The sequence below is a fragment of the Nocardia rosealba genome (genome assembly GCF_020216065.1).
GTDB classification, from domain to species: Bacteria; Actinomycetota; Actinomycetes; order Mycobacteriales; family Mycobacteriaceae; genus Nocardia; species Nocardia rosealba.
The window spans coordinates 1,072,175-1,085,397 of record NZ_JAIWNA010000001.1 but is presented as its reverse complement, the minus strand read 5'-3'; the positions used below and the strand labels follow the sequence as shown (position 1 = coordinate 1,085,397).

8 protein-coding genes are annotated in these 13,223 nt (G+C 71.0%); 4 read left to right on the top strand and 4 right to left on the bottom strand.

Annotated elements, in window-relative coordinates:
* Window positions 1–211: 211 nt before the first annotated feature.
* The 4 genes from nudC to LDL21_RS04890 all read right to left on the bottom strand — a co-directional run bounded on the left by nudC (window position 212) and on the right by LDL21_RS04890 (window position 9,855).
* Window positions 212–1,105, bottom strand: a complete 894-nt coding sequence (gene nudC / locus LDL21_RS04905; protein ID WP_181700403.1) for an NAD(+) diphosphatase — start codon at window positions 1,103–1,105, stop codon at window positions 212–214.
* Window positions 1,106–1,128: 23 nt separating this feature from the next.
* A complete protein-coding gene (locus tag LDL21_RS04900; protein ID WP_067491584.1) occupies window positions 1,129–2,181 on the bottom strand; it encodes a potassium channel family protein in 1,053 nt (350 codons plus the stop codon).
* 232 nt (window positions 2,182–2,413) lie between these two features.
* Window positions 2,414–6,223, bottom strand: a complete 3,810-nt coding sequence (locus tag LDL21_RS04895) for an ATP-dependent helicase (protein ID WP_308017113.1) — start codon at window positions 6,221–6,223, stop codon at window positions 2,414–2,416.
* Complete coding sequence (locus LDL21_RS04890; RefSeq protein WP_225279237.1) at window positions 6,220–9,855, bottom strand: ATP-dependent helicase; 3,636 nt, start codon at window positions 9,853–9,855, stop codon at window positions 6,220–6,222. Before LDL21_RS04890 ends, LDL21_RS04895 begins: the two co-directional genes overlap by 4 nt.
* Before the next feature lie 114 nt (window positions 9,856–9,969).
* On the opposite strand from LDL21_RS04890, the gene LDL21_RS04885 reads away from it, so the two are divergent.
* From LDL21_RS04885 to LDL21_RS04870, 4 genes are all read left to right on the top strand, one after another.
* Window positions 9,970–10,758 (top strand): alpha/beta fold hydrolase, encoded by a 789-nt coding sequence (locus tag LDL21_RS04885; RefSeq protein WP_225278949.1) that lies wholly within the window; start codon window positions 9,970–9,972, stop codon window positions 10,756–10,758.
* 3 nt (window positions 10,759–10,761) lie between these two features.
* Window positions 10,762–11,052, top strand: a complete 291-nt coding sequence (locus LDL21_RS04880; RefSeq protein ID WP_225278948.1) for an MGMT family protein — start codon at window positions 10,762–10,764, stop codon at window positions 11,050–11,052.
* A 68-nt stretch (window positions 11,053–11,120) separates the two neighbouring features.
* Window positions 11,121–12,857, top strand: coding sequence for an NTP transferase domain-containing protein (locus LDL21_RS04875; protein WP_225278947.1), 1,737 nt, complete (start codon window positions 11,121–11,123; stop codon window positions 12,855–12,857).
* A gap of 218 nt (window positions 12,858–13,075) precedes the next feature.
* Window positions 13,076–13,222 carry a hypothetical protein gene (locus tag LDL21_RS04870; RefSeq protein WP_181699610.1) on the top strand — a complete coding sequence of 49 codons (147 nt, stop codon included), beginning with the start codon at window positions 13,076–13,078 and terminating at the stop codon, window positions 13,220–13,222.
* The last annotated feature ends 1 nt before the right edge of the window (window position 13,223 follow it).

Here is a 13,223-nt window from a genome sequence, read left to right as displayed (position 1 = left end):
CCCCCCCCCCCCCCCCCCCCCCCCCCCCCCCCCCCCCCCCCCCCCCCCCCCCCCCCCCCCCCCCCCCCCCCCCCCCCCCCCCCCCCCCCCCCCCCCCCCAGGGCCCGCGCTCGAGCGCGCCAGCGCTCCAAAAACACAGCCAGTACCTACCTGTGCGCAAGACAAAAGGGCCGGGCACGTCGAAAACCGCACCCGACCTGTCAATTCGAACTCAGACCTCCGCCCAGGATTCGATGATCGTTCGGGCGATCGAGATGGAACCGGGGACGAGGAGGCGCGCGTTGGTGTCGCGGGTGGACCAGTCGCCGAGGTTCAAGGCGGCACGGACCTCGTCGCGGGTGAACCAGTGCGCTTCTTCGATCTCACCGTCGGAAAAGGCGAGTTCCTGCGCGGGATCGCCGACGGCGGCGAACCCGACCATCAGCGAACGCGGGAACGGCCATGGCTGGCTGCCCAGGTAGTGGATCTCGCGCAAATCGACACCGACTTCCTCGCGGACCTCGCGTTCCACGCACCGTTCCAGCGACTCACCCGCTTCGACGAAGCCGGCGAGCAGCGAGAACATCGCGGGCGGCCAGCTGTGCTGGCGGGCGAGCAGTACACGGTCGGCGCCGTCGTGGACCAGGACGATCACGGCGGGGTCGATGCGAGGGAACTCCTCGACGCCGGTGCCGGTCAACCGCGACCAGCCGCCGCGCGCGAGGGTGGTCGAGGTCCCGTCACCGCCGTGGAAACCGGCGTGGTCGTGCCAGTTCAGCAGGGCGTAGGCCGTGGAGAGCAGTTCGGCGGTGAAGTCGTCGACCGCGCCGAGCGTGCGCAGATCCTTCAGCGTGCCCTCGAGTTCCGGCTCCCGCACCGCCCACAGGTGCGCGCCCTCGGCGACTCCGAGGAACACCGCCCGGTCCTCGGGAAAATCACCGAACGCGGTGGCCGCGTCGAGGACGACGGTGCCGCCGTCCACCCGCACCCGCCCGCGCGGATCCACCCGCAGCACCCGGGCCTTACCCCACCCCTCGCGCAGCGCGGCGGGATCGACCCGCACGTGCTCGGCCCGATCGATGGTGGAACGCGACAGCAGCGGAACGTCTTTCAGCCGGAAGGACACATCGCCGAGCCTAGCCGGTGCCGCTATTTGCCGCCGTTGCGGATGTAGAGCAGCTTGTCGCCCGCGTCGAGCGCGTCGACCTCGGGCTCACCGACGCGGATCAGCTGACCGTCACGCACCACGCCCAGCACGATGTCGGACAGGTGACGCGGCGACCCGCCGACCTCGCTCGGCTCCACCTCACGCTCGGCCACGGCGAAACCCTCTTCGGGGGTGAGCAGATCCTCCATCATCTCCACGACCGTCGGGGTGGTCGTGGCGATCCCCAGCAACCGGCCCGCCGTCTCCGACGACACCACCACCGAGTCGGCGCCGGACTGGCGCACGAGGTGGGTGTTCTCGGCCTCACGGATGGCGACACAGATCTTTGCGGTCTTGTTCAGTTCGCGGGCGGTGAGGGTGACCAGCACCGCGGTGTCGTCGCGGTTGGTCGCCACGATCACCGACGACGCCCGCTGCACGCCGGTCAGGCGCAGCACATCGGACTTGGTCGCCGAACCGTGCACGGTGACAAGACCCGCACCGGCCGCCGCCTCCAGCGCGATGGGATCGGTATCGACGACGACGATGTCGGAAGCCTGCACACCGTCGCCGAGCATGGCATCGATCGCGGTGCGTCCCTTGGTGCCGTAACCGACGACAACGGTGTGATTGCGCACGGTGTGCCTCCATCGCTGAATCTTGAACGCCTGCCGGGACCGCTCGGTGAGCACGCTGAGAGTGGTGCCGACCAGCACGATCAGGAACAGGACACGCAGGGGTGTGATGACGATGATGTTCACCAGCCGCGCGGACGGGGTGATCGGGGCGATATCGCCGTACCCGGTGGTCGACAGCGACACCGTGGCGTAGTACATCGCATCGAGGAACGACAACTCGTCACCGGAGTTGTCGCGGTAGCCGTGGCGGCCCAGATACACCACGCCCGCGGCGGTGAACAGCAGCAGGATCGCGAAAAGGACGCGGCGGGTGAGCGAGGTCCAGGGACTGATCTGCTCGACCGGGATGCGCAACAAACCGACCAGCGCGTAGTCGGGACTGCTACTCAGCCCGAGCGGGCGGCGCTTGTCGAACATCGTCGCTCCTGTAATTTTGGCGGCTGGCGCCGCGGGTGTCGGCGCTAAGCGCCGCCTCTTCCCTCCCTACGGGCACTCCTTCGTCGCACCCTTCGGTCAGTCCAGAGGCGGCGACGCGCCGACACCGGCCGTCGTATTCGCTTCGCGAGGAAGACTAGCTGGCGCCGCGGGTTCGGCGCTGAACACCGCCTCCACCGGTCGTGGTTTTCCGCTTCGCGGGAAGAGTATCGGCTCAGTGGGGGGCTTGCTGTTCGGTGTCCTTGTTTTCCGGGGCGGCGTCGTGGATGAGGCGGGCCAGTTCGTCCGGGCCTGCCAGGTCGGTGGGGGCGATGGTGCGGCCGGAGCGCACGTAATGGAAAGCGGCGCCGACTCGTTGGAGGATCGCGTCCTCGGATTCGCCGGTGCGGGCGGCCATCAGGCGGGCCCAGGCCAGGCGGTACACGGCGAGCTGCATGGCGACGGCGGGTTCGTCGGCGGGGCCGGGTTCGGCGCCGGTCTTCCAGTCGACGACGATCCAGCGGCCGCCGGGTTCGGCGAAGACGGCGTCCATCCGGCCGCGGATAACTGTGCCCGCGATGCTGGTTTCGAACGGCACCTCCACGTCGATGGGGTTGCGGTGCGCCCAGGGTGAGCGACGGAAGGCGGCCTGCATGGTGGCGAGTTCCTGATCGGCGCGGCCTGCCGTGTCGGCGGCGCCGGGCAGTTCGTCGAGGCCGAGCAACTGGTCGGTGCTGTACCAGGACTGCACCCAGGCGTGAAAAGCGGTGCCGCGCCGGGCCATCGGATTCGGCGGGTAAGGCAGGGGGCGGCGCAGGCGGGCGGCCAGGCGGGTGGGGTCGGCGCGCAGTTCGACCAGTGCGGTGGCGGGGAGCTGACCGGGCAGTTCCACCTGCTGTTCGGCGAGTTCGGCGGCGGTGAACTCGGCGAGCAGGGCGTCGACGTCGTTGGCCCAGCCTTCGGGATCGTCGTCCTCGGGCGCGGATTCGGTCGGCGTGCTGCGTAACTGGTCGAGGGCTTCGCGGACGAGGGTGGCACCCTGTTCGATGGGGTCGCGGCGGTCGCCGAGGGGGTCGCGGGGCCACTGGGCGGTCGGCGGGTTGTCGGCGAAGGGGTTGGCGGCGTCGGCCGGTGGTTTGTCGTCCCAGCGGGCGACGGTCGCGACACCGTGGGCGGGGTTGTCGGGGTCGTCGTTGGCCTCTTTGAGTTCGAGCAGGAACTCCGACGGCCCCTTCTGCGAAGTGCCGGTTTCGGGCCAGTAGTAGGCCGAAACCAGCAGTACCCGTTCGGTTCTGGTGAGGGCGACGTAGAACAGGCGGCGCTCTTCGTCCAGGCGGCGGCTCTTGAGGGCGTCGCGGTGTTCGGCGATGGCCTGTTCGAGTTCGGCGCGGTCACCGACGCCACTCAGGTCGAGGACCGGGACGCCTTCGGCGGCGTCGGGCTGGGCGCGGTCGCCGCGCAGGGTGGTGGGGAGTTCGGTGAGGGCGCCGAGCCAGGTGCTCAGTGCGGTGGTCGAGGGGAACACCGAGGCGCTCACGTGCGGCACCGCGACCACCTCCCATTCGAGGCCCTTGGCCGCGTGCACCGTGAGCACCTGCACGCGGTCGCGGGCGACCTCCACTTCGCCCGGCTCCAAACCGTTTTCGACGGATTCGGCGGCGGTGAAGAAGGCGAGCAGGCCGCTGAGCGAGGCACGCGAATCGGCGGCGTAGCCCGCGACGACCTCGGCGAAAGCATCCAGGTGCTCGCGGCCCGCGCCACCGCCCGCGATGGCGCGGCGGGTCTGGGTTTCCACGCCGACACCGATCGTCCGCTCGACATCGGCGACGAGTTCGACCAGTGGTTGCCCACTGCGTTCGCGCAGGGCGGCCAATTCCTCGCCGAGTGCGATGATGCGCGCGTAACCCGCCTCCGAATAGTTCTCCGCCGGACCGGGGTCGGCGATGGCGTCGGCAAGTCCCGCCCGCTCGGTCGGTTCGGGGGCGACCTCGCGCAGGGCCGATGCCAGCCCGCTCGCGTCGGTGATCGCGGTGGAGGCATCGCCGGACAGGCTGCCGATCGACAGCATGCGCGCCCGCTTGGCCAGGGCAGCGAGGTCGGCGACACCGATGCGCCAGCGCGCGCCGGTGAGGATGCGCACCGCCGCGCTTCCGGTGCCCGGTTCGGCGATCAGCCGCAGGGTAGCGACGATGTCGGCCACCTCGGGGGTCGCCAAAAGACCACCGAGCCCGACGATTTCGACCGGAAGACCCTGTTCGCGCAAGGCTTCGGCCAGCGGTGCGGCATCGGCGTTGCGCCGGATCAGTACCGCCGATGTGGGCGGAGGTTCTCCCTCTTCCCGCGCCTGGATCCACTCGCGGGCGATCCGCTCGGCGATCCAGTCACGTTCCTGCGCAACCGTTTCCGTGAGCGCCAGTTCGACGGTGCCCGCATGCGCATCCGGCTTGGCACGCAGAGCATCCACAGTCGCACCCCCGGCCGCGCGCGCCCGCAACCGCAACGGGTCGGCCACGAGATTCGCCAGCGCCAGCGCTTCCGGCGGATTCCGCCAACTGGTGAGCAACGGCAGGATCGGCGCCGGAACACCCTCGCGCACAGGGAAATCCGTCGCGAAACGAGGTAGGTTCGCCGCCGAGGCACCACGCCACCCGTAGATCGATTGCATCGGATCACCGACCGCCGTCACCGCAAGCCCGCCGGAACCTGTTTCCCCACCCCTACTTCCGCACCCCGACCCGCCAGTACCGTCTTCACCCAGCAGGCCGGAGTCCGAGGAATCGGCGCCGCCGCCATCTGCACGAACGTAGCGCTCACCACCGCCGGCACCACCGCGCCGCCCACCGCCCCCGTCCCCATGGCGACCCTCACCATCGGCCTGACCGCGGTAACCCTCACCATCCGCCTCACCACGGCGACCCTCACCATCCGACTCTCCAGGGCGACCTTCGCCTGCGACGCCATCGCGGCGCTCACCACCCCCATCACCGTGGCGACTGGAGCCAGCTGCCCGGCGCCCGTCGGGGCCGATTTCACCGTGGGCTGGGTCGTCCGACCACAGCGTCGCATGGTCGGGCGTGGCCGATGCCCGCACACGTACCGGCTCGGTGCGCCGATTGTGTTCTACCGCTTTCGCATTGCCGAACAGGGCCGACAGGAGGACGCGTTGGGCGTGGCCGGTGTCCTGGTATTCGTCGAGCAGGACCAGTTTGAAGCGGGCACGCTCGGCGGCGGCTACCTCCGGGTGGTCGACGGCCAGGCGGGCAGCCAGGGACATCTGCGAGCCGAAGTCGAGAGCGCCTCGGCGCTCGAGTGCCTCGGCGAGCTGACGGACCAGCGGAAGCAACGCGACACGCTCGCGCTGGGCGTTGACCACATCCTGGAGCTTCTGGCTCGGGCCACCGCGCTGACGCGGTCCGGCGGGCAGGGTGTAGACGAGTTTTTCCAGCTCGGCGTGGGCTTCGGCGAGTTCCTCCGGCTCCACCAGGTGCTCGGCGAGCTGCCCGGACAGCGCGAGCACCGCCTCGGTGACCGAGACGGGGGTGCGGTCGGTATCGAGGTCGCCGTCCCAGGAGCGGACCACCTCGTGGGCGAGCTGCCACAGCTGCGTCTGGGTGAGCAGCGCGGCCGAGGGTTCCACCGGCAGCAGCAGACCGTGCGCGGTGAGCAGCCTGCCCGCGTACGAGTGGTAGGTGCTGATCTCCGGTTCGGCGCCCGCGATGACAGTGCGCAGCGCACCGCTGGGATCGATCTCGCGCACCAGCGGTGCGCCAGCCAAGCGGGCGAGCCGGGTACGGATGCGAGAGGTCAACTGCTGTGCGGCTTTTCGGGTGAAGGTGAGACCGAGCACCTCGTCGGGGGCGACGAGCTGATTGGCGACCATCCACACCACACGCGCGGCCATCGTCTCGGTCTTACCCGCACCCGCGCCCGCGACCACCAGCGTCGGACCGGGCGGGGCCGCGATGACAGCCGCCTGTTCGTCGGTCGGTGGCGGCAGGCCGAGCGCGTCGGCCAGCCGCTGCGGGGTGACGCGCACGCCGCTCACTCGTCGGTCACCTGCCGTCCGGTGTCACGCACGGGACAACTGCCGCCGACCGGGCAGTGCCTGCACCCGTCGTTGCGCACCGCGAGGTAGCCGGGGCCGCGGGTGGCCGCGGCGGCGTCGTGAATGGTGGTTCGCCACTGCTCGAGTCCCTCGGCGTCGAGGGGGTCCTGGGCGCGTTCGGTCGCCCCGGTCTTGTTGTGGGGTTTGGCGACGTAGACCAGGCGCGCACCGCCCGGCTCACCAGGTTCGGTGTCCTCCTCGTCGAGCGCGCCGTGGGCGGCGGCGACCTGGTAGGTGGCCAGCTGGGCGTGGTCGGCGACGGTCTTCGCGCTGATCGGGGTCTTGCCCGTCTTCACGTCGACGATCACGAAGCGGCCCTGCGCGTCGCGTTCGAGCCGGTCGACCCGGCCCCGGATACGCACGGGCCGTTCGCCTTCGGCGCGCGGCGGCAACACGCAGTCCACCGGCACCTCGACCCCGGCCTGGGTGAGTTCGCCACGGGTGGTGCGCACCCAGGCGAGGAAGGTCTCGAGCATGGCCTCGGTGCGGCGCAGTTCCTGGCGGGAGTGCCAGCCGGTGGCGGGGTCGATCGCCTTCCACGCCTGGTCGAGGGCGGCGCGCACCTGGTGTTCGGGCACGTTGCCCGCCAGTGCCTGCACCAGGGTGTGCACGAGGTTGCCCTTCACGGCGTGCGGGTTGTCGCCGTCGGTGCCGCCGTGACGTTCCAGCGCCCAGCGCAGCGGACAGGTGCGCAGCAGTTCGACGGTCGACGGGGACAGGCCGATGGGTGAATCGTCGTCGTCCCACAGTTCGCGTTCGCTGCTCAGCGCCGCGGTGCCGTACCAGTCGTCGGGGTCGGTACCCGGCACACCGGCATCGGCCAGGCGTGCCAGCTGCCGGGCCGCGCGGTCGCGGCGCTGCGGGTCGGCGCCGGGATCGCAGACCACACCGCGCAATTCGGCGACCAGCGCGTGCATCACCAGCGCGCGGCCGGGATCGGCGACGGGCAGGGCGCCCGGTTCGCCGGTGTCGTCGTCGCCGAGCAGCTCGGTGAGGAACCGAGACGGCACCAGATCCTGTTCTCCCGCAACGGATTCGACAGCTGTCACCAGCAGCGAGCGCCGAGCCCGGCTGCACGCGACGAGCAGCAGTCTGCGTTCTTCGGCGAGAATCGGGGCCGCCCGGTTCGTCTTCGCCGCCGGGTCGACACCGGCCACCAGGTCGACCAGGTCCTCGGTGTGCAGCAACGTGCCGCGCGCACGCGGGTTGGGCCAGATGCCTTCCTGCACGGCGGCGACCGCGACCACGTCCCATTCCCGGCCCGCTGCCGCGTGTGCGCTGAGCAGCGTGACGGCCTCTGTTTCGGCGGTCATCGGCCTGCCCTGCTGCGGAATCTGCTGGTGCAGCAGATATTCCACGAAACCCTCGATGCCCGCCTTGGGCAGCCGGTCCACGTAGGCCGCTGCGGCGTCGAACAATTCGACGGCGGCGTCGAGGTCGCGGTCGGCTTGCATACCGGCCGCGCCGCCGCGACGGGACTGCCGGAACCAGCGGCGCTCCAGTCGTGAACTGGTCCACAGGGTCCAGAGCACGTCCTCGAGGCCCTTGTCACGTACTTGGGCCTGCCTGGCCTTGTCGACGGCGCGCAGCACCCGGTGCAGCGGGGCCGCCTCCACCTCGGTGAGACCGTCGAGCAGACGGGGCTCGCCGATACCGACGATGAGGTCACGCAGCACCTCGGCCGAGGACTGATCGATCAGCGGCACCTCGGCCGGTTCCGGGCGCGGCGGCGCGGCGACGACATCCAGCGCGGGTGGCATGGTTTCGGCGTCGAGGACGTCGATGTCGTCGGGAAGTCGTTCGGCGACATCCCAATCCGGTTCGGGCTCCGGGCGCAGCGGGTCGTCGGGGTCCGGCGGCGGGGGCAGCCACTCGTCGTCGATCGGATCCGGTTCGGGCTCGGGCAGTTCCGGTGGTGGCGGCGGTTCGTCCCACAGCAGGAACTGATCCGCCGCCTCGGGCGGTGTACCCGCCAGGGCGCCGGTGCGTTCGAGGTCGAGCACGCTGCGGCGGATGCCACGGCGCAACCTGCGCAGGGCGATCTGATCGGCCCCACCGAGCGGCCCCGACAGCAGATCCATGGCGTCTTCGGGCGAGAACACCGAGTCGATGGCCCGTCGCGACCCCGGCCGCGACCGGTCACCGGCCAGCAGCACCCGCAGCGCCAGCACCATCCACGCCGCGCCACGCCTGCGCGCCAGCGGTTCGGCCACGGCGGGCCTGCGCACCGGCACTCCGGCGGCGAGCAGCGCCCGCCGCAACGGCGCCAGCGACAACGGCACCGATCGCACGATCACGGCCATGTCCGACCACGGCACACCATCGGTGAGATGCGCGCGTCGCAAATGGTCCGCGATCAGCGCGGCTTCCTTGGCGGGCGTCGACAACACCCGAACCCGCACGCTGGTCTCGTCGTCCGGCGGCGGTCCGTCTGCCGGCTCCCCGCCGAGCGATTCCACCTCGGCCTCTGGCTCGTTCAGGTCAGCGCGCGACTCCTGCCCCGGCAGCACCCGATGACGCGCACTGCCCGGCAGCCGGGCGGCGATGCGCGCGGTGGCCAGGCGGATCGGCGCACCGCTGCGATGGTTGTGGCGCAGGATGATTCGGCGTTGGGGGACCGTGTCGAGGTCGACGAGGAACCGCGAGTCGGCGCCACGGAAGGTGAACACGGCCTGGTCGGGGTCGCCGGTGACAACAGTGCTCGCGCTGCCGCTGCCGATCGCGCGCACCAGGGTCGCGGCTTGCGGATCCAGGTGCTGGGCGTCGTCGACGAGCAGGTACCGGATCCGATCACGTTCGGCCGCAAGGAGATTGCGGTCGCCCGCGAGCGCGTCGAGGGCGGCACCGACGAGTTCGGCGGCGTCGAGGGCGGGCGCGGTGGCTTCCGGCGCGGCCACACCGACCGACCAGCGCAGCATCGACGCCTCTTCGTAGCGTTGCAGGAACCGGCCTGCCGCCACCCACGCGTCGTTGTCGTGTTCGCGGCCGAGCTTCATCAGGTCCTCGGGGCCGATCCCGCGTTCGGTGGCGCGCAACATCAGGTCACGCAGTTGTTCGGCGAACCCGCCGAGGGCGAGCGCGGGTTGTAGGCGCGGTGGCCACAGTCCGCGCGCGCCCTGCTCGATGTCCTCGAGGTCGCCGCGCAGCATCTCGCGCAGGACCGCGTCTTGTTCGGCACCGGTGAGCAGACGTGGCGGCGGGTTGCCGTGCCGTTCGGCGTGGCGGCGCAGCACCGAGAAGGCGTAGGAGTGCAGCGTGCGCACCATGGGTTCGCGGCTGGCACCGGGGATGCCGGTGTGCGGGCCGAGCCGGTGGGTGATGGCGTCGCGCAGGGCCGCGGCGGCGTGTTTGGTGTGGGTGAGGACAAGGACCGAAGACGGGTCGGCACCGTCGGTGATGCGGGCCGCGACCAGGTCGACCAGCAGCGAGGTCTTGCCCGTGCCGGGGCCGCCGAGCACCTGCCAGGGCAGCCAACCGGGGCGCGGCGGGGCGGGTTGGGCTTGTTCGGCGAACAGCGCGCGAACAGGCGCGCCCCAGGCTCGCGGCCGGGGCGCTCGCGTCGTCCGGCGCACGAGTCGCACCGAGCTATCCGATCGCACCACATCGGCTATTGCAACAGACCCCACCGACACGCCCGCCCACCCCCATCGGGGGACACGCTGCGCGACAGCGCGCGACCGGCCACAATGACTGTCGTGTCGTCGCTTCATGTGCAACGTTTCGGCCCTGCCGACGGTCCCGTCGTCCTCGCCCTGCACGGCCTCACCGGCCATGGCAACCGATGGGAAACCCTCGCCACCCGGCATCTGCCGCAGGCCCGGGTGATCGCGCCCGACCTGCGCGGACACGGTCGTTCCACCTCGCTGCCGCCGTGGGATATCGATACTCTCGCCGCCGATGTGGCCGCACTCGTGCGGGCGGAGACCGACGGCCCGGTCGTCGTGGTCGGGCATTCGTTCGGTGGCGCGGTCGGCATCTATCTGGCGCGCGCCCATCGCGAGCTCGTGCGCTCGCTGGTGCTGCTGGATCCGGCCATCGGGATCGACCCGAAGCTGATGGAACAGGTGGCCGCCGCCGACCTGGCCTCACCCGATTACACCGATGTCGACGAGGCCCGCTCGGACAAACAGGTGAGCGCGTGGGGCCCCGACGAGGTCGACCCGGCCGAACTCGAGCGCGAGCTCGCCGAGCACCTGGTGCCCGCCGAGGGCGGCCGGGTGCGGTGGCGCACCTTCCAGCCGGCGATCACCTCGTACTGGGGACAGCTGGCCCGCCCGTTCGTGCTGCCGCCCGCCGACGTGCCGACGGTGCTGGTCCAGGCCGCGAAGGTGCAGCCGCCGTATGTCACGCCCGAATTCCGCGGTGCGCTGGCCGCCGAGCTCACCGATTTCACCGCTCACGACTGGGACTGCGACCACATGGTCCCGCAGGCCCGTCCCGCCGAGACGGCCGCGCTCATCGCATCGGTGCTGTAGACCGTGCCCGCGACGACCGACGACCAGGTGGAACGGGTGCGCGCCCTCGTCGCCGCCATCCCACCCGGCCGCGTCGCCACCTACGGTGACCTCGCCGCCGCCGTAGGCCTGTCCTCGCCGCGCACGGTCGGCTGGATCATGCGCACCGACTCCTCCGATCTCCCCTGGCACCGCGTCGTCCCCGCCTCCGGCCGCCCCTCCCCCCACCTCGCCACCCGCCAGCTCAGCCTCCTCGCCGAGGAAGGAGTCCCCATCACCGACGGCCGCATCGACCTGCGCACCGCCCGCCTCTGACGATCGGGTCGGAACCGGCGGGGCGGCGCGATTAGCATGGCCGACATGTCGACTACTTCGCTGGTCTCATGACCGATGCCGATGCGATCGTGCTGGCGGGCGGGCGGGCCAGCCGGATGGGTGGGGTCGACAAGCCCGGGATCGTGATCGGTGGGCGGTCGATGCTCGAGGCAGCGCTCGGGGCGGTGCGCGATTGCGGTGAGGTAGTTGTGGTGGGTCCGCCGCGACCCGAGCTCGACGCGCGGATCAAGCAGGTGCGTGAGGTCCCGCCGGGGTCGGGGCCGGTGGCCGCCATCGGCACCGGGCTGGCCGCGCTGGGGCCGGAGTCGGCGCCGTGGATCGTTGTGCTCGCCGCCGACATGCCGTTCCTGACGCACGACACCGTGCGTGGATTATTGCTTCGCGCAGCCGAGTCCACCGCCGAAGCGGTGTTCGCCATCGATGCGTCGGGCCGCCCGCAGTACCTGGTCGGCGTGTGGCGGCGCACCGCGCTCACGGCGGCGCTGGCAGGTCTGGACGCCCTGGTGAACCAGCCGATGAAGGCGATCATCCCCACCGAGACCGCACTGGTCGAACTGCCGGGCACCACCGACTGCGACACCGAGGAGGAGGTGCGCCGGGCCCGCGAGTCCGTCGACAACGACGCCCGCCTCGACCTCACCGAAGCCAGGAATCGGATCGCCGGCACACTCACCCCGTTGATCGCCTACGACGCCGCTTTCGCCGACGTACCCGGCGCCGCCCTGGCCGAACCGGTGCTCGCGGCGGGCGCGCTGCCGCGCTTCGACGTCTCGGCCATGGACGGCTACGCCGTATGCGGTGACGGCCCGTGGCGGCTGCGCCGCGATATCGGATTCGCCGGTGGCGCAAGGCCACTCGGGCTGTTGCCCGGCGAGGCGGTGCGGATCGCGACCGGTGCGCACGTGCCCGACGGAACCACCTCCGTGCTGCGTGACGAGTTCGCCGTGGTCACCGGCGACGATCTGGCACGGCGGCCCGACACACCGATCCGGGGCGATGTGCGGCGCAGCGGCGAGGACCTGCGGGTCGGTGATCGGGTCGCCCCGGCGGGCACCCGGGTGACCGCGGCGCTGCGCTCGGCCGCCGCCTCGGTGGAGGTGACAACGGGTTCGGTCCGTGGGCCCGTCCGAGCTCGAATAGTCATGACAGGGGACGAGATCCGCAGCACCGGCCCGCTGCAGGCCGGGCAGACCCGCGACTCGATCGGCCCCGTCCTGCCGGACCTGCTCACCGGCTGCGGTGTACGCGTGGTCGACCGGGTGCACCTGCGCGACACCGCGCACAGTTTCGACGACATGCTCACCGCCACAACCGGTCTCGATCTGCTGGTCGTGGTCGGCGCCACCGGTGGCGGCGCCGCCGACCAGTTGCGTACCGCGCTGGCGCGCACCGGTGCCCGCATCGTCGTCCCGAGACTCGCACTGCGCCCCGGTGGTTCGACCGTCGTAGCCGAATTGTCCGACGGCCCAACGGTTCTCGGCCTGCCCGGTAACCCCTTCGCCGCCATCGCCGTACTACTCGCCCTCACCCCGGCGATCGTCGCGGCCCGCACCGCGGCGGCGCCGCCACGCACCGTTCTCGGCCCGCTGCACAATGCCGCCGAAATCGCCGCCCCCGTCACCCGCATCACGCCCGCGCGCTACGCCCCCGAAGGCGGCTGGATCGGTGACCCGAACATCCGCACCGCCCACCTGGGCGGACTCGTCGACCGCGACGGACTGGTCATCGTGGGACCATCCGCCGAAGACGGCGACCTCGTGGAATTCCTCCCGCTCCCGAGTTGAAACAATGTCGCCCGAATTACCGTCGGTGACTGCCGAAAATACCGGGACACGCCGAATATCCGCTGGTAGGAATGCTATTTATCGTTCAACTCTACCGCCGCGACCACTCGATGCCTATCGTTGAGCAAGTCAGGCGTACCCCGCCTCGAAAAAGGCGGAATTACGCCGGACATCCGAATTAGGCGAAGTATTCATCCCTCGGAAAGGACCGTGTGGAGATGGCTGAGAAGTCGAAGAAAACGCCGAAAAAGATGCCCAAGCAGATGCCCCGCCAGCAGCAGGAGCAGCGGCAGGAGCAGGACTCGCAGCGGATGACGCGAGCAGGCCAGGATGATCGGCGCGAGCCGCGCCGCCCCGGCAACTGAT